The following is a 16950-nucleotide window of genomic DNA, read 5'->3' on the forward strand; positions in this document are numbered from 1 at the left end:
TGAGAGTCGTCCTGTCTCCCGCGGTTGTGGGCAGGGAGACTGGTCAGATCATGTCGAACAGCAGGAAGCGTCACACCCCGGAACAGGTCGTCCGCAAGCTCGGCCAGGCCGACAGGATGCTCGCCGACGGGCGGGATGTCGCGGCGGTGTGCCGGGAGCTCGGAGTGTCCGAGCAGACGTACTACCGGTGGCGGAACCAGTACGGCGGGCTCAAGGCCGACGACGCGAAGCGCCTGAAGGAGCTCGAGAAGCAGAACGCGACGCTCAAGCGGTTGCTCGCCGAAGCGGAGCTGGAGAAGGCAGCGCTCAAGGAGCTGGCTGAGGGAAACTTCTAGGCCCGGGCAGGCGCCGCGCCGCCGTCGCTCACCTGATCAGGACACTGCGGGTGAGCGAACGGATGGCGTGCCGTCTGGTCGGGCTGTCGCGCTCCGCGTACCGCCGCCCACTCAAGGGCGACACTGTCGCGGACCCGGATCGGGCGCTGCGGGACTGGCTACGCGTCTGGGCGAAGAACCATCCCCGCTACGGGTACCGACGCGCGTATCACGATGCCCGCGCTGAGGGCTGGGTCGTGAACCACAAGAAGATCCAACGCCTCTGGCGTGACGAGGGCCTCCGTGTCCCGCAGCTGCGGCGGCGCAAACGCGTCGGGTCCTCGACCGTCGACCCGCCGACGGCGGACGCGGCGAACGTGGTGTGGGCGGTCGACTTCCAGTTCGACGCCGACGAGCAGGGCCGCCCGATCAAGATCTGCTCGATCGTGGATGAGCACACCCGGGAGTGCATCGGCGGGCTCACCAAACGGTCGATCACCGCCGACCGGCTCACCGCGCATCTCGAGGACCTCGTCGCCATCCGCGGCGCTCCGGCGGTGCTCAGGTCAGACAACGGGCCGGAGTTCATCAGCGAAGCGATGGCCGACTGGGCCGGCACCCGCACCGGCCTGTCGTACATTCCGCCGGGATCGCCGTGGCGCAATGGGTACGTCGAGTCGTTCAACAGCAGGATCCGTGACGAGTGTCTCAACATCAACAGCTTGTACTCGCTGCTGCACGCGCAGGTCATGATCGGCGACTGGAAGCACGAGTACAACCATCACCGCCGACACTCCTCGCTCGGCTACCTACCCCCGGCCGAGTACGCTCGGCAATGCACCCATCAAATCGAAACCGACGACTCACAGAGCGTCCGGACCGAATGAAGGGGGCGGCCCAAGTGCGGGTCCGGGGTTTGAAAACTGTCTACGCAGGGACCCCAGATGAACGAGGTGTGAACCGTCGACTGCGCGACCTGTCGAAGTTCGCACCTCGTCCTCGTTTGCGGGTTCCTCGCACGGTCCAGGGCGTTACCCTCCGGCTTCGGATCCTGAAAGCCCAGAGGCAGTTCATCAGCGGGCATCGCTCGCGTAGGGTGCGTGCATGACCGGTTCACCTCAGCCCTCTGACCGTGTGAGACAAGTTGTCGTCTTCGTTCTCGCGCTCGTGGCGATTGCTGGTGCCTTCTATGGTTCCGGCGCCCTTGGCGGCGCGCAGATTCAAGATGCGGCCGGCGGAGCGCTCGCAGCTGACTCGACGCTGATCGCTCCGGCGGGTCCGGCATTCAGCATCTGGTCGGTGATCTACCTTGGGCTGTTTGCGTATGCCGTATGGCAGTTGTTGCCCAGCCAGGCGACGCGAGCGGTGCACCGCCGGCTCGGCTACCTCATCGCTGTGTCCATGCTGCTGAACGCCGCATGGATCGGAGTCGTGCAGCTCGGCCAGGTCGGATTGTCCGTGGTCGTCATCTCCGCGCTGCTCGTCGTCCTCGGCATCGCGTTCAGCCTGTTGCTGCGCACGCGGCGGAAGGCGGATTCGACGGCGGCAGGCATTGTTGAGTCCGTGGTTCTGGACGGGACGGTCGGGTTGTATCTCGGGTGGGTGACGATCGCGACCGCCGCGAACGTGGCGGCGTGGCTGACCGCCCTCGGGTTCCGTGGCTTCGGTATCGACCCCGACATCTGGGGTGTGGGCGTCGTGAGTGTCGCTGCGCTGTGTGGTGTCGCCACGGCGGTCGCAGGGCGCGGTCGCTTGACCCCGGCGCTCGCTTCGGCCTGGGGGCTGAGCTGGGTTGCTGTCGCCAGAATCACGGACGAACCGGCATCTCAACTGGTCGGAATCGCAGCTGTGATTGCCGCGTGCGTCGTGATGGTCGCAGCGGTTGTGCGCCGCGTCGTCGCTCACCGCGCTGACAACCGCTCGGCCGTGGCGTAAGCCAGAGATTCCATTCGACGCTCACTCCGTCAAGCAGAGCGCTATGGCTTCAGACTCGCGGGAGCGGCTCTGCTGGTTGGTGGGCTGACACCGCCGCACGCACGGCAGTGATGCGCGACCTCCTCAAGCCGGTCGTCCGCGGCCCCACCCGCGCGTGACGTTCCTGAGGAACGGTGCTCATCGCGAAGGATTCTCCGATTCGCCGGCACGTCCCTGTTCCGGAGGCTGCTCTGTCGCAGTGTGCGGGGTGACCTTCTCCCAGTCCGCGATCGGCCCGTTGATCACAACGAAGCTCGGATGCGGGTCGGGGCAGATCAGAGTCTGCCAGCGCGCCCAGACGTCCGGACTGCGAGCGCGCAGCTTGCTGCGGAGGTGGGCCCATTCGTAGACGAGCTGACCATCGTTGAGCGTCAGTCGCTCCGCCGCACCGGTGACGCGGACCTTTCCTCTTGCGAAATGATATCCGCGCGCATCCGCCTCGTCGGCGATCGCACTGAGATAGTCCCCGATTGCGGCTCGGGGGTCGTCCGCCTGCCGGAACCGTCGCAACTGCGGATGCCGGGAGTATCCCCTGCCAGGCTCCGCGATCACTGCTTGAGCGAGGAGCCCCTCCCGCCAACATGCGGTCAGCGCCTGGCGGTCGAAGTAGCGAGGGTGCATCGACCACAGTCTCATTGCGCCTTCTCGGTCGATCGCTCGGCTTCGCGAAGGATGCTGGCGGCCATTCCCGGGAATATGACGCCGTGAAACGGCAACAACACCGCCCAGTACAACCGGCCGGTCAGCCCCTTGGGGAAATAGACCGCGCGCTGACGATACCGGCTTCCCGTCTCAGTCGGCTCGACGCTCAACTCGAGCCACGCACGACCTGGCAGCCGCATCTCCGCCCTCAGCCGCAGCATCCGTCCGCGTTCGATGGATTCCACACGCCACACATCGATGACGTCGCCGCTGTTCACTCGGGAAGGATGCCGGCGGCCGCGACGCATACCGACGCCACCGACCAGTCGGTCGATCCATCCGCGCGCGGCCCAGGCGAGCCGTGACGAATGCCAGCCCTTCTCACCGCCGATCGCTTCGATCACATCCCACACGGCGTCGGCGGATGCGGCGCTCTCCCGCTCCCGCAGGTCGGTCAAGACGGTGTGACCCGACCAGTTCGGGTCGCTCGGCAGCGGATCGCTCGGCGCGCCGGCCACTGTCGCGCTCTGCCAGCTCGTCTCGACCTCTCCTTCGGCCTCGCGCATGAGCGCCAGACGCACGGCCCTGCGATACGGGAGCAGGCCCTCCTCCGGCGCCGCGATGTATCGGTCGATGTCATGCTCGCGCACGACGCAGTCGTTCTGCAGGGACGCGATGATCGGCACCGCGAGCTGGCGGGGAACAGGGCTGACAAGCCCCACCCATTGTGAGGCGAGCCACGGCGTGAGCACGGGAAGCGCTGCGATGTGACGTTGCGGAAGCCCGGCCTCGACCGCGTATCCGTTCATCATCTGTCCGTAGCGCAGAATGTCTCGACCACCGATGTCGAATGTACGGTTGACCTCCTCCTCTATCGTCACGGCCTGCACCAGGTAGCGCAGCACGTCACGAATCGCGATCGGCTGCACATGGTTGCGTACCCAGCGCGGCGCGGGCATGTAGGGCAGAACCTCGGTGAGGTGGCGGATCATCTCGAACGATGCCGAGCCGGATCCGATCACGATGCCGGCTTGGAACACCACGGCCGAGACGGGGCAGGACAGGAAGATCTGTCCGACAGCGGCGCGCGAAGCGAGATGGTCCGACAGCGCGGCGTCCTCCGGGTGCAGTCCGCCGAGGTAGACAATGCGTCCCACCTTCGCGACCTCGGCCGATCGGGCGAAGGTCCGCGCGGCCTCCTCCTCGGAGCGCTTGAAGTCGCGACCTGCGCTCATCGAGTGCACCAGATAGAACGCGACATCCACCCCGTCCATCGCGCGGCAGGTTGCGACGGTATCCGAAAGTTCACCCGTCAATACGCGTACGCGGTCCCGCCAGGGCACATCGTTGAGTTTCCATGGAGAGCGGACGTACACGCTCACCTCGTGCCCGGCCTCGAGCAGCTGGGGCACGAGACGTCCGCCGATGTACCCCGTCGCGCCAGTGACGAGCACGTGTGTCATGAGAACAGTCCTTCCGTCACACAGAAGATCAGCAGCAGAGTGACGGCGAAACCCACCGCGTAGTTGATGGCCAGGAACCGGCGCCACGCGCGATTGGCGGTTCCCGAGTGCGCGTCGTCGACGTTCAGATACGGCGCGACGCTGATGATGTAGGGCAGCGCGGCGATCGCGGCGAGGTTCGCGGGCCACGGGCTGAACAGCATCAGGATGCCCGCTATGGCCCAGAGCGCGATCGCGATCCTGACAGTCGCCGCGGCTCCGAAGACCGTGGCGATCGATCCGATTGCCGCATCCCGGTCGGGCACGATGTCCTGCACGGCACCGAAAGCGTGACTGGCCATCCCCCAGCAGAAGAACGCGATCATCGTCAGGGCGATCGCCGGGGTGATGACCGTTCCCGCGAGAGCGAGCGCGTAGAGCGCCGGTGTGACGAAATGGGTGCTCGAGGTGACCGAATCGAGCACCGGGATCTCTTTGAACCGGAGTCCTCGCAGGGAGTACGCGAGCACCGCGAACAGGCTCACAGCGAGGACGGCCCATGACATCGGTCGCTGCGTACCGAGGACCACGAGCGTGACGACGAACGGCAGCGCCAGCCCCGTTGCGGACACGAGTGTCGCTCGGTGTAGCCGGGGCGGCAGCTTTGCCCCCTCGGCTCCTCCCTTACGCGGGTTGGCGAGGTCGGACTCGTAGTCGAATACATCGTTCACGCCGTACATCACCAGGTTGTATGGCACGAGGAAGAAGATCGTCCCGACGACAAACGAGAGATCGATGCGCCCCGTCGTCAGAACATAGACGGCTGCGAACGGGTAGGCGGTGTTAATCCAACTCAGCGGCCGCGATGCGACGAGGAGGGTCCGAATCAGCGACCTTCGCTCAGCCATCACCGTGTCCTCTGGTCTCGCGGGGGCCGCTCAGCAGCTGCCAGACTCCAGAAAGCAGCAGCGCACCGGCAAGGGGATACAGGAAGTCCTCGACGGGCATCAGTCCGAGCCGGAGGCCAGAGATCTGTTCGGAGCCGTAGTCGAAGAATCCGGCCGCCATCATCACGTTGTCGAACACCGCCGTGAGAACGAGCAGGGCCACAGTCGCCGCCGCCCACGATGAGAAGTAGCGGCGCACGGCACCACGTCGACGTGCGTGGGCGCCACCGATCGCGAAGACGACGACGCCGACGCCGAGGAAGGGCAACGACATGAGCAGATACGTCATGGGCGGTCCTTCCGCTCACGCAAGCGTTGCCACCCGCTCACCAGAATGAGCGTGAGGTACGTGAGGAAGACCAGGAAGAGCAACTCCTCGATGGGGAACTCCGGCGCAAGCAAGATGCCGGTGGCCCACCGCGAGTCGAGGTGCCGGAACACTCCGAGGCCGATCCCCACGGCATCCCACGCGGCGAAGAATACGACGCCGACGATGAGGGCGACCGCGCTCGCCACCGGCCGGCGTCGAAAGACCAACGCGAAGCGGATGTCGAGGAGCGCCATACACGCGGTGCTGACGAGCAGGCATACCGCGTAGACGCCGCTCATCTCTCCTCCAGCGGTCCGGGCGAGGAGTCGCCTCGCACGTGTTTCAGCACCAGTTCCGCGCTGATGAGGCACATGGGCAGTCCAACGCCCGGCACTGTGGTGGCGCCAGCATAGAACAGGCCACCGAGGCGTCGCGACCTCGTGACACCCCGGAAGAAGGCACTCTGGCGCAGAGTATGCGCAGGGCCGAGCGCGCTTCCGCGGAAGGTGTTGAACTGCGTCGCGAAGTCTGCCGGCCCCACGGTGCGGCGCACGACGATGCGGGCGGCAAGGTCGGGAATGTCCGCCCAAGCAGCGATCTGACTGATCGTGCTGTCCGCGACGTCGTTCACGAACTGATCGCCCGCCCTGTCCGGCCCGCCATGTCCGATGCTCACATCGGGTGGGAGCGGAACAAGTACGAACAGGTTCTCATGGCCGGCCGGAGCGACGCTGTGATCGGTCGCGCTCGGCTTGCACACGTAGAACGACGGCGACTCCGGAATGCGCGGCGGAGACCCGAATATCGCGTCGAAGTTCCCGTGCCAGTCGTCGGAGAAGAACAGGGTGTGGTGCAGCAGCTGCGGCAGTTCACCCTGCACACCCAGCATGATGAGCACGGCGCTTGGGCCGGATACCTGCTTCTCCCATCGCGTCGGCGCATACGAGCGGTCGGACGCCTCAAGCAGCGCTGTCTCGGTGTGGTGCTCGTCGATCGCCGAAACGACGATCTCGGCGTCAAGCACGACCGTCTTGCCGTCGCGGTTGTACTGGACAGACCGCACCGCACCGTCCGCGCTCGAAATGCCGATGACATCGCTATCGGTGAGGAGCTCGACGTTGTTCTCACGTGCGAGGTCAACGAGCGAGGCCACGAATCTCCGGAAGCCGCCGACGGGATACTTCACGCCGTCCACCAGATCCATGTGGCTCATCAGGTGGTAGAGCGCGGGCGCCTCAAACGGTGAGGTACCGAGGAACACCCCGGGGTAGCCGAGAATCTGGCGCAGCCGATTGTCGGCGAAACGGCGCGCGACGAACGTCCAGAGCGACCGCATCAGGAGGGGAAGCACCGCAGGGACCGAGGAGAGAACCCGCATCGACGCGAAGTCGCGCCAGGATGAGAACGGGTTGTAAAGGAAGGATCTCACCGCCGCGCGGTACGTCTTGGTCGCGGACCGCAAGTAGGCACGGGCCTGGTCGCCGGCACCCCTCTCGCGCGCCTCGAAGGTTTCAGCGACGGCATCCGCGCCGGAGTCCACATCGATCGGATCCTCGCGGGCCTCCCCCGCTGGTTCGCCGTAGACCCGGTATCCGGGTTGCAGCGGCACCAGGTCGATCTGTTCCGCGGTCGTCGTGCCCATCATTCGGTAGAAATGGTCGAAGACCTCGGGCATCAGATACCAGGAGGGTCCGGTGTCGAATGTGAACCCGTCCCTTTCCCACGATCCGGCCCTACCGCCGAGCTCGCTGTTCTTCTCGAGAACGGTCACGCGGTGCCCGTCGCGAGCCAGCAGACACGCGGTCGCAAGTCCTGTGACACCTCCGCCGATCACGATCACCCGAGATGATGGGGTCACCGGGTCACCTTCATCGCGAGCGCACGGGCGAAGATGCGTGCCTTGACGGGATTCGGAACTCGAACACGGGTCTGCATCAGGACGGCGACCGGTGTCGTCTCGATCCGGTCGGTCAATTCGCCGAACATCGCCCGCGCGGCCCAGACGGATCCCCGGCATCCCGGAGCAAGAAGCGGAATCGACATATCTGCGATCCGCAGGTCTTCGCGGATGGATGCGACGATGTCGGCCTTGGATCCTTCCGTGAGGATCTTCTCGGTGCCCGGGAAATACGCGCGGCCGAGGGCCTCATGATCGTCAGCGAAGTCACGGAGGAAGTTCACCTTCTGGAACGCCGCTCCGAGGTGACGGGCGCCATCGGTCAACCGACCACGCTCACTCTCGTCACGGATCGATCCGGATTCGAAGACGGCCAGGCACATGAGCCCGACGACTTCGGCGGACCCGAAGATGTAGTCTTCCAGCTCGACAGCGTTGAAGGACGTGGCGTCGAGGTCTCGCCTCATCGATGCGAAGAATGGCCGGCACAACTCCATGCCGATCTCGTGCTCCCGGCCGGTCAATGCGAATGCGTGGACAACGAGGTTCGTACTGAAACCGAGTCGCAGGGCGCGTTCTGTCTCTGCCTCGAGATCATCGAGCAGCACTCCGCGTGTCTCCCTGTCAACACCCGCGCTCTCCGCCGGCCCGTCGACCAATTCGTCGGCGATACGTACGAGTGCGTAGATGCGGGCGATGTGGTGTCGCTTGGAAGCATCGAGCAGGCGGCTCGCCCAGCCGAATGATGTCGAATACCGATGAATGACGACGGATGCGCTCGCTTCCGCGGTCGCGTTGTACAGGTCGATTCCCGTGGTGTTCATGAGCTACGGAGGTTGCAGGCGGCGGTCACATCGGTCAGCTGCTCGCGCAATGCTGCCGGCAGGGAGGCTTCTTGGATCAATTGGGAGACGCTCTCGCATCGTTCTGTGATGAGCGATTCCACGAACATGAGTGCTCCCGACTCCTCAATGACTCGTCGAAGGCGGTGACCGTCCGCGATGCTGAGCGCTTCCGTTCCGAAGAGGGGCTCGACCTCACTCCAGGCGGGGTCAGAACGGGCGTAAGCGATCAGGAGAGTCTCCTTCCCTTCGCGCAGATCACTGAGAACGGACTTTCCGGTGTCTCGCTCGTCCCCGAACAGACCCAGAACATCATCGCGCAACTGGTAGATCACGCCGATCTGACGAGCGATGACCGCCAGTTCTTCGATGACACTCGTCGGGGCACCCGCGAGAACCGCGGCGAGAACCAGAGGAGCCTGGAAGGAATAGGCGGCCGTCTTCTGGTCGACCATGGCCAGGACATCCTGTGGGTTCGCCGGCTCGAGATGCAAGCTGAGCCAGACGTCGTAGTGCTCTCCGGCCGCGCTCTCGAAGACCGTCGCGTCGAAGATGTCGAGCACCGACTGGCGCTGTTCGTCCGGAATCTCGAGCCGGGCGAGCAGAGAATGAGCGAGCGTGAGCATCAGGTCGCCCGCGAGAAGCGATGATGCCTCGCCCCACGCATGCGCGTCGCGTCTCGTCGTGCCGCGCAGCATCGCTTCGGACGCGAACTGTCCCGAGATGTTCATCTCGCCGCGGCGCATGACGTCCTTGTCGATCACGTCGTCGTGGATCACAAGCGCGATGTGAAGAAGTTCGATGGCGCACGCGGCATCCAGAGCCACGCGGTCATCGGTGCCGCCGAGCGCCCGATACGCGTCCATCAGCAGTCGCGGTCGGATCTTCTTTCCGCCTCGCGCCATTCGCTCCAAAGAGTCCCACAACTGCATATACGGAGCGGAGAAACGACGCGAACGTGCTCGCCGTTGCGCAAGCACCTCCAGCAGCCGCGTCTCGACCGTGACTGTGACGTCGTCGAGTCGTGCCACCGAGTCAGACATCATCGCCCGACTCTCCGGCGACACCTGCGAAGGACGACAGCAGCTGCGGCAGATGCTCGATCAGCCATGGGCTGAATGCCCATGGTGCGGCCTTCGTCGCCGTCGACAACTCGGGCACGCTGGTCCACTGGATCTCGGCAACCTCAGCCGGATTCGGATCCAGTGACGATGTGGCTCGTGCGATGAAGACCGGGCAATGCTCGTTCTCTTCGATCCCTGACGCGTCGCGCGCAACGTATCCGAAATCGGGAAGCGCGCAGACGATGCTGTCGATCGTGAGGCCGAGCTCGAACGCGGCCCTGCGACGCACCGCATCCTCGAAGGTCTCACCCGGGCCCGGGTGACCGCAGAACGCGTTCGTCCAGACGCCTGGCCACGTCCTCTTTCCGAGCGCGCGCCTGGTCACGAGAAGTCGACCCGCGGTATCGATGACGTGGCAGGAGAACGCGAGGTGGCGAGGTGTGGTGACGCCATGCACGCTTTCCTTACTCTGCGTACCGACGGGGGAACCCTCGCTATCGACGAGAACGACCATCTCCACTACATGCCCCCGTATTCGTTAGCTCGGCGAAATATTAACGTAGCATACGAAGGATCATGCTGTCATCGGGCCCGAAACAGACCGAAGAGCCACACCGGAGGCCGTGCGCGCGACGCGGGACCGTCAACCTTCCACGAATGCACCTTCCCGCGCCGTTTTGGGTGCATTTGCGGAAGGTGGAGCGGGCTCGAGGGTGTCGAGGAACGCGCGCGTCGCCGGCGTCGGGTTGAAATCGCTCCAGGCGAGGTACTCGATGCGGGTCGGTCCGCCGATCACGGAGATCGTCCGCAGACCCGCACGTTCCGGCACCACCTCCGGCGACAACAGGGCGATCACGAGATCGTGTCGCACGAGATCGAGGATGAGGTCGAGACTCATCGCCTCGAAGGCGACCTCTCGCGGGATCCCTGCCTCGCGAAAGGCGAGATCTGACGGTATACGCCCCGGCGTCCCGGCGGGAAAGTCGACGAACCGCTCGTCGGCGAGATCTTCTAGCCGTACCCGGCGTCGCTCCGCCAACCGGTGCCCCGTCGAGACCACCGCGACGAGGCGTTCGCGCGCCAGCACGCGCGTCGCCACCCCGGCAGGCGTCATGGAGTCCGGGAGGCCCAGGACGGCGACGTCCATGTCGCCGCTCGCGATCGCAGCGATGAACTCGTGGCTTCCACCGCCGCGCAACCTCATCTGCACCGAGGGATGCGCACGCCGGAACGCGCTCAGCGCCGCCGGAATGTCGATCGCTGTCACGGTCGGAATCACCCCGACCGTCAGCGTGCCGCGGATCCGCCCGCTTGCCTCGGCCGCATCGGCGACCGCACGGTCGGCGGCGGCGAGGCTCTGACGCGCCGCCTCGACGAACGCCTCCCCCGCAGCCGTGACATCCACTCGTCGGCTCGTGCGTGCGAACAGCCGAACCCCGAGCTCGGTTTCCAACGCCTTGACCTGGTGACTCAGGGCCGACTGCACGACGTGACAGCGTTCGGCCGCACGCGTGAAGCTGCGCGCCTCCGCCACCGCGACGACGTACCGCATCTGCTGAAGCTCCATCCATACATGATCTCGGTTCATGTATGAGATGACAACAATGTGTTGGAGTCATACCTCTTCCCAGCGCACGATGGTCCCATGACGACAGACACCGCCGCGCCCGTGTCGGCGACGCGCACCGGCTGGACCGCGCTGACCGCGATCACACCGGTTGCGTGGGGAACGACGTACATCGTGACGACGCATATGCTCCCCGAGGGCCACCCGCTGTTCGCCGCGTTGATGCGCGCGCTTCCCGCCGGCATCCTCGGACTCCTCCTTACGCGCACGCTCCCCCACGGATCCTGGTGGTGGAAGAGCGCGTTACTCGGAACCCTCAACATGGGGGCCTTCTTCCCCCTCCTCTTCCTCGCCGCACAGCTGCTGCCGGGAGGCGTGGCGGCGACGCTCGGCGCGGCACAGCCGATCGTCGTGGCGTTCCTGTCGGTCGTGATCCTGCGCGAGACGCTGTCGACGTGGCGCCTCGCCTGGGGTGTGGTGGGAATGGTCGGCGTCGGCCTCGTCGTGGTCGGGCCGGGCGCCGGTCTCTCGCCGCTTGGTGTCGTCGCGGGCCTCGCCGGTGCCGCATCGATGGGAACGGGCGTGGTCCTGACGAAGAAGTGGGGGCGCCCGGCGGGTGTTTCCGCGGTGGGCCTCGCCAGCTGGCAGCTCACCGCCGCCGGCCTTGTCCTGTTGGCTCCGGCGCTCCTCATCGATGGAATTCCGCCCGACATCGACGCCATCGCGATCGCCGGATACCTGTGGCTCGGCGTCGTCGGCGCGCTCATCGGATACAGCCTGTGGTTTGCCGGGATCCGTCGCCTGCCCGTGACCGCGACCGCGCTTCTCGGTCTGCTCTCGCCGCTCGTCGCCGCGATTCTCGGATCAGTGATCGCGGGCGAGACGCTCACTCTCCTCCAACTCGCTGGCTTCGCCATCGCGCTCACTGCCATGCTCGCCGGTCAGCTCAGCCCCGCACGAAGAAAGGTGTCGATCACGCCATGAGAATCGCCGTACTCGGAGCCAGCGGAATGGCCGGCACCGCCGTCGTCGACGAGGCCCATTCCCGCGGCCACGACATCGTCGCCGTCGCCCGCACCGCACCGCCGATCTCCGGACGTGCACGGGTGGAGTCGGTCGCCGCCGACGTCGCCAACAGCAGCGCAATCGCGACCGTGGTCGCGGGAGCCGACGCGGTCGTGCTCACGATCAGGCTCGCGCCCGGGGATGAGCATCGACTCGCGCGCCTCACACGCACCGTCCTCGACAGCGCGGCGCAGCATGGCACGCCTCTCCTCGTGATCGGCGGTGCCGCTCCCCTGCGGTCCCCGCGTGATCCTGGACGGCGCGTCATCGACGAGGAGGACTTCGTGCCCGCCGAATGGCAGGCGCTCGCACAGGCGAGTCTTGACCAGTTCGACGTCTGCGGCGCGCACACGGCGGCCGACTGGACGTATCTCAGCCCGCCCGCCGTCCTCGAACCCGGTGAGCGCACCGGAGGCTATCGCCGTGGGACCGACACCCTACTGATGGGCGTCGGCGGTAGATCGCGCGTGACGGCGCCCGACCTCGCGATCGCGGTCGTCGACGAACTCGAGAATCCACGAGGAGACCGCCATTTCACCATCGCCGAGCACGAATGACGCGCCCACCTTCCACAAACGCACCTTCCTGCAGGATTTTGGGTGCATTCGTGGAAGGCGAAGCGGGGCAGGGTCCTCCACCTTCCACAGATGCACCCTCCCGCGCGATTTTGGGTGCGTTTGCGGAATGTGGAGGTGGAGCGGCGACCGTCAGCCGCGCTTCGCGACCTGTCCCATATTTGCGATCGTCACCCAGACGGGCCAGCCGATGAACCAGATCCCCGCGACGAGCCAGACGCGAGCGATCCAGCCGATCAGTTCGGCCGTACGGACCGGGTCGCCGACGATCCAGACGATGCCGCCGAGCACGGCCGTCGAGAGGACCGCGCAGACCACCATCCGGCCCCACTCCTTCCATTCGTGCGCGACCCGCTGCGGCCCGTGCTTCGGCACCTTCGGCGGCTCCGGTGCGCCCGCGAAGCGATGTGCGAACCAGCGGTCGACGCGATGGATGATGGGGTGCCCGAAGGCGACCGTGAAACCGAGATACACCGCCCCGAGTCCGTGCGTGAAGTCGGCCGTCGTTCCATTGGCCACGAGGTCCCACGAGATGAGGCTGAGGAGGATGACGTCGAGCAGCGGCACGCACAGCAACAACACCGTCGACAGGCCGCGCAGCCGCAGCAGGTAGCGGGCGCCGAGCCCGGCGACGAGGAGAACCCAGAAGCCGATCTCGCACGCGATGATCGCGATGAGAATGTTCATGGCTCCACGCTCCCGCGGCGCTCGGCGCGGCGGATCCTTCGACCGTCCACACCGTCCTCCTTCGTTCGGATGAGGTGCTGGCCCGAAAGGTTCGGCAGGATTGGGTCATGATCGAGCGGCGCATGCGCAGCATTCTGCGACAGCTGAACGAGCGGCCACGCAGTCGCGATGCGCTGGGCGCCATCGCCTACCTGCTGACCGGCGTCGCACTCCTCCAGTTCGGCGGATACCGTCTGTGGGCCGACGTCGCGCTCATCGATGAGCCGGCCGCCTTCCTGGTACTCCTCGGCGCGATGTCGCTGCTGGCGGTCTGGAGGTCGACCCGCCCGTTTCTCGTGCTGCTGCTCGGGACGGGGCTCGCCGTGTGCGATCTTCTGCTTGGCAGCAGCTTCGGTGTGATCCTCCTCCTCGGCGACTTCGTCTACTGCGCGTTCCGCTACGGCGGCGACCGGGGCGTGCGCGCGCTGCTGTGGGGGATCCTCGCACTGACCGTCGTGGCGGTGCTGACGCTCGTGGTGTGGTTTCGCGGCAGCGGCGTCGCGGCCGCGGTCTCGCTGCAGTGGGCGCTCACCGTCATGATCGGCGGATTGTGGGGGTGGAACGTGCGCAGCGAGCGCGTCAGCACGCGGACTGCGATGGCGCTGCGCCACGCCCAGGAGACGGAGCGGCTCCGTCGACGCATCGCCCACGACCTGCATGATCATGTGGCGAACCACATCGCGGTGGCGGGCCTCCACATCGAGGCCGCGCGACTCCGCGGAGCACGGGAGGAGAGACTGCCGGGGGCAGCGGCGCAGAGCCTCGAGAAGGCCACGCAGGGAACGGATGAGGCTCATCGGCGACTGCGTCAGCTGATCGCGGTGCTGACGACGATAGACGGCCTCGAGCAGCATCCGCTCAGCACGGACGGTTCGCTCGACGATCTGCTGCCCGACGACCGCTCGCTCCTCCGGCGCGGGCACGACCTCACGGACATCCTCGCTGCGCAGAGTGCCTCAGGGGCGGCGATCATCCGGAGGGTCGTCAGTGAACTTATCACGAACGCCGTCAAGCACGGCGAGGGCGACGTCCTCCTCGATGTCGATGACGACGCCGTCCGTGTGTCGAACGTCATCGCGGGCACGAGCGCCGTCCCGGGAACCGGAATCGGCACGGCCGGGGCTGCTCTGCTGCTCGAGGACATCGGCGGGAGCCTCTCCGCAGAACGACTTGCCGGCACCGACCGATGGCGGGCGACGGTCACCCTGCCGCAGGTATTCGTCGAGGGCGTCCGACATGCATGAGAACATCCGCGTCGCGATTGTCGATGACCACGAAGCCATCCGCGGCGGGATCGCGGCTATCCTGGGCGCCGACGACCGCATCACGATCGTGGGCGAGGCCGAGAACGGACTCGACGCCGCCGCACTGTGCCTCCGCGAACACCCCCACGTGGCGCTCGTCGACCTGCGGATGCCCGGCACGGACGGCATCTGGGCGACCGAGCGCATCACCGCGGAGACGACGACGCGCGTTCTCGTCCTGACGACCTTCGACTCGGACGACCTTGTCGCGCAGGCCCTGGCGGCCGGCGCGCACGGATACCTCCTCAAGACCGTTCGCGGGGCCGATCTGATCCAGGCCGTCGCCCACGTCGCCGCCGATCGTCATGTCATCGACCCGGCCGTCGCGGGCGGCGTGATCGCGCGTCTCAACAGCGCGTCACCGGCTCCGCCGCCGCGCACCGACCTCACCGACCGCGAGGCGCAGGTGCTCGGTTTCGTCTCCGAGGGTCTCACCAACCAGCAGATCGCCGACCGCCTCACCCTGAGCATCACCACGGTGAAAACCCACGTCGGCTCGCTCTACGCGAAGACCGGAGCAACCTCTCGCGTGCAGCTCGGACGCCACCGCGGGTCATGACCGGCTGGGGCGCGGCGCTCCGTGATGGCGCGACACGTAGGGGTTCCCACGCAGGTAGAAGCGCCGCGGCAGGTCTGCGGCTTTCGAGATCCCGACGCGGCGCCCGACCTCGATGAGGTGCGCCGGCGTCTCCTCGCGCGGCACCAACAGCAACGAGCGCTCGGCGGATCCGTCGAGCGCGCTGCCCGTGAACGTCAGGTCGACGCCGAGCGCCTGACCGAGCTTTCCGGGTCCGTTTGTGAGCTCGACTCCCCCGCGTCCGCGACGGGCCTGCATGACGTCTGCGCCGTCCAGCGGCTCGGCGCCGCGGATCAGCACACCCGACCCGTGATCGGCTCGTCCGGTCACGACGTTGCAGCAGAAGTGGATCCCATGCGACTGATAGACGTAGAGGTGACCGGCCGACAGGAACATCGCGGCGTTGCGGGGCGTGGGGCCGCGGAAGGTGTGGCTCGCGGGATCCTCCTGATCGTACGCTTCGGTCTCGACGATGCGCACTCGCACGCGCGGGCCGGACGTGGTGACCAGCTCGCATCCGATCAGGCGCCGCGCCGCCACCTCGACGGGCACGTCGAGAAATTCGAAGGCAGACGGGAGGGAAGCTGACACATGTGCGATTGTGACAGATCCCGCCGGGCTGCCGATGGGCCGGGCGTACTCTCGAAGGGTGAGCGACCTGACTGCGACCCTCGGCATTCGGACCCCCATCCTCCTCGGAGCCTTCGGCGGACTGTCCTCGATTCCCCTCACGACAGCCGTCAGCGAGCTCGGCGGGCTCGGCGCGTACGGCCTCTACGGCTACGACGGGGACCGGATCCGGAGCACGATCGCCGACCTGCGCGCCGCGACCGCGCGCCCGTTCGCTGTCAACATCTGGCTTCCGACGGGCGATGAGGCGGCTCCGGGGCCGCAGCACACCACGTTCGCGCTCGCTCTGGAACCGTTCTACTCGGCGGTCGGCGTCGAGATGCCGCAGCGCCCGGAGCGCTACCTCCCGCCGCTCGGCGAACAGGTCGACGCCATCCTCGAGGCCCGTCCCGCGGTCCTCAGCGTCGTCTACGGGGTTCCGTCTGCTGAGCTCGTGAGCGCCGCGCACGAACGTGGGATCCGCGTGGTCGGCACCGCGACCACGGTCGCCGAGGCCGTCGCGCTGGACGATGCGGGCATCGACGCGATCATCGCCTCTGGTGCCGAGGCCGCGGGGCACCGTGTCTCCTTTCTGCGCGCCGCCGAGGACTCCCTCGTGGGCACCTTCTCGCTCGTGCCGCAGGTCGTCGACGCCGTGCGTGCGCCGGTCATCGCGGCCGGAGGTATCGCCGACCGTCGCGGCGTCGCGGCAGCGTTCGCGTTGGGTGCCACCGGAGTGCAGGTCGGGACGGCCTTCCTCGCGACGCGAGAATCGGCGGCGAACGACGCGCATCGCGACGCGATCCGACGCACCGCCGCCGACGAGACGGTGCTGACGCGCGCAATGAGCGGCCGCCTCTCGCGGGGCGTGCGCAACCGCGCCGTCCGGGCGATCGAAGCCGGCGGTCTCACCGCGCCGTTCCCGGCGCAGAATTGGCTCACCGGTCGCTTTCGTGCTCCCGCGGGCGAACAGGGTCTCGGCGAGCTGCAGTCGCTGTGGGTCGGCCAGTCGGCGCCGCTCGCCGTCCGCGACCGCGCCGAGGAGGTCTTCGCGGAACTCGCGGCCGGCCTCCCCTCCTCACCCGCACGATAACC

18 protein-coding genes and 1 pseudogene are annotated in these 16950 nt (G+C 66.8%); 7 read left to right on the forward strand and 12 right to left on the reverse strand.

From position 1 onward, the window contains the following. The first annotated feature begins 50 nt into the window (after positions 1-50). Positions 51-1201 (forward strand): IS3 family transposase gene (locus tag IEW87_RS10680; RefSeq protein WP_188712195.1). Its coding sequence is split into 2 segments (ribosomal slippage): positions 51-321 and positions 321-1201, totalling 1152 coding nucleotides; the frame shifts between segments, so codons are not numbered across the junction. 217 nt (positions 1202-1418) lie between these two features. Continuing rightward, positions 1419-2249 carry a TspO/MBR family protein gene (locus tag IEW87_RS10685; protein WP_188712196.1) on the forward strand — a complete coding sequence of 277 codons (831 nt, stop codon included), beginning with the start codon at positions 1419-1421 and terminating at the stop codon, positions 2247-2249. A gap of 177 nt (positions 2250-2426) precedes the next feature. On the opposite strand, the gene IEW87_RS10690 is transcribed toward IEW87_RS10685, so the two are convergent. The 10 genes and pseudogenes from IEW87_RS10690 to IEW87_RS10735 form a co-directional block, all read right to left on the reverse strand. Continuing rightward, positions 2427-2909 (reverse strand): pyrimidine dimer DNA glycosylase/endonuclease V, encoded by a 483-nt coding sequence (locus tag IEW87_RS10690; protein ID WP_308420920.1) that lies wholly within the window; start codon positions 2907-2909, stop codon positions 2427-2429. Positions 2910-2920: 11 nt separating this feature from the next. Further along, positions 2921-4393 carry an SDR family oxidoreductase gene (locus IEW87_RS10695; protein WP_188712198.1) on the reverse strand — a complete coding sequence of 491 codons (1473 nt, stop codon included), beginning with the start codon at positions 4391-4393 and terminating at the stop codon, positions 2921-2923. Beyond that, positions 4390-5280 (reverse strand): prenyltransferase, encoded by an 891-nt coding sequence (locus IEW87_RS10700; protein ID WP_188712199.1) that lies wholly within the window; start codon positions 5278-5280, stop codon positions 4390-4392. Before IEW87_RS10700 ends, IEW87_RS10695 begins: the two co-directional genes overlap by 4 nt. Then, positions 5273-5608 carry a lycopene cyclase domain-containing protein gene (locus IEW87_RS10705; RefSeq protein WP_188712200.1) on the reverse strand — a complete coding sequence of 112 codons (336 nt, stop codon included), beginning with the start codon at positions 5606-5608 and terminating at the stop codon, positions 5273-5275. Before IEW87_RS10705 ends, IEW87_RS10700 begins: the two co-directional genes overlap by 8 nt. Further along, positions 5605-5928, reverse strand: a complete 324-nt coding sequence (locus IEW87_RS10710) for a lycopene cyclase domain-containing protein (protein WP_188712201.1) — start codon at positions 5926-5928, stop codon at positions 5605-5607. Before IEW87_RS10710 ends, IEW87_RS10705 begins: the two co-directional genes overlap by 4 nt. Beyond that, entirely contained in the window at positions 5925-7646 is a 1722-nt protein-coding gene (gene crtI, locus IEW87_RS10715; protein WP_373285110.1) for a phytoene desaturase family protein, read from the reverse strand. Before crtI ends, IEW87_RS10710 begins: the two co-directional genes overlap by 4 nt. Further along, positions 7601-8350, reverse strand: a pseudogene (locus IEW87_RS10720) (squalene/phytoene synthase family protein); the annotation flags it as partial. The gene crtI and the pseudogene IEW87_RS10720, both read right to left, overlap by 46 nt. Beyond that, complete coding sequence (locus IEW87_RS10725; RefSeq protein ID WP_188712204.1) at positions 8347-9414, reverse strand: polyprenyl synthetase family protein; 1068 nt, start codon at positions 9412-9414, stop codon at positions 8347-8349. The pseudogene IEW87_RS10720 and the gene IEW87_RS10725, both read right to left, overlap by 4 nt. Further along, positions 9404-9946 carry an isopentenyl-diphosphate Delta-isomerase gene (gene idi / locus IEW87_RS10730; protein ID WP_188712756.1) on the reverse strand — a complete coding sequence of 181 codons (543 nt, stop codon included), beginning with the start codon at positions 9944-9946 and terminating at the stop codon, positions 9404-9406. The genes IEW87_RS10725 and idi overlap by 11 nt, the downstream gene beginning before the upstream one ends. Positions 9947-10075: 129 nt before the next feature. Continuing rightward, positions 10076-10999 (reverse strand): LysR family transcriptional regulator, encoded by a 924-nt coding sequence (locus IEW87_RS10735; protein ID WP_188712205.1) that lies wholly within the window; start codon positions 10997-10999, stop codon positions 10076-10078. A 78-nt stretch (positions 11000-11077) separates the two neighbouring features. Between IEW87_RS10735 and IEW87_RS10740 the strand changes: the two genes are divergently transcribed. Then, positions 11078-11983 (forward strand): EamA family transporter, encoded by a 906-nt coding sequence (locus IEW87_RS10740; RefSeq protein ID WP_188712206.1) that lies wholly within the window; start codon positions 11078-11080, stop codon positions 11981-11983. Next, positions 11980-12621: an NAD(P)-dependent oxidoreductase gene (locus IEW87_RS10745; protein ID WP_188712207.1), complete on the forward strand. Its 642-nt coding sequence runs from the start codon at positions 11980-11982 to the stop codon at positions 12619-12621. The genes IEW87_RS10740 and IEW87_RS10745 overlap by 4 nt, the downstream gene beginning before the upstream one ends. A gap of 150 nt (positions 12622-12771) precedes the next feature. On the opposite strand, the gene IEW87_RS10750 is transcribed toward IEW87_RS10745, so the two are convergent. Beyond that, on the reverse strand, positions 12772-13326 hold the full coding sequence (locus IEW87_RS10750; protein WP_229731092.1) for a hypothetical protein: 555 nt from the start codon (positions 13324-13326) through the stop codon (positions 12772-12774). A gap of 107 nt (positions 13327-13433) precedes the next feature. On the opposite strand from IEW87_RS10750, the gene IEW87_RS10755 reads away from it, so the two are divergent. Then, complete coding sequence (locus tag IEW87_RS10755; protein WP_188712208.1) at positions 13434-14609, forward strand: sensor histidine kinase; 1176 nt, start codon at positions 13434-13436, stop codon at positions 14607-14609. After that, on the forward strand, positions 14602-15228 hold the full coding sequence (locus IEW87_RS10760; protein WP_188712209.1) for a response regulator: 627 nt from the start codon (positions 14602-14604) through the stop codon (positions 15226-15228). Before IEW87_RS10755 ends, IEW87_RS10760 begins: the two co-directional genes overlap by 8 nt. On the opposite strand, the gene IEW87_RS10765 is transcribed toward IEW87_RS10760, so the two are convergent. Beyond that, positions 15223-15837, reverse strand: a complete 615-nt coding sequence (locus IEW87_RS10765) for a DNA-3-methyladenine glycosylase (RefSeq protein WP_229731094.1) — start codon at positions 15835-15837, stop codon at positions 15223-15225. The two genes, IEW87_RS10760 and IEW87_RS10765, sit on opposite strands and share 6 nt — an antisense overlap. A 58-nt stretch (positions 15838-15895) precedes the next feature. Between IEW87_RS10765 and IEW87_RS10770 the strand changes: the two genes are divergently transcribed. Beyond that, complete coding sequence (locus IEW87_RS10770) at positions 15896-16948, forward strand: NAD(P)H-dependent flavin oxidoreductase (RefSeq protein ID WP_229731096.1); 1053 nt, start codon at positions 15896-15898, stop codon at positions 16946-16948. Positions 16949-16950: the final 2 nt, after the last annotated feature.

This window comes from Microbacterium faecale (genome assembly GCF_014640975.1).
GTDB lineage: Bacteria > Actinomycetota > Actinomycetes > Actinomycetales > Microbacteriaceae > Microbacterium > Microbacterium faecale.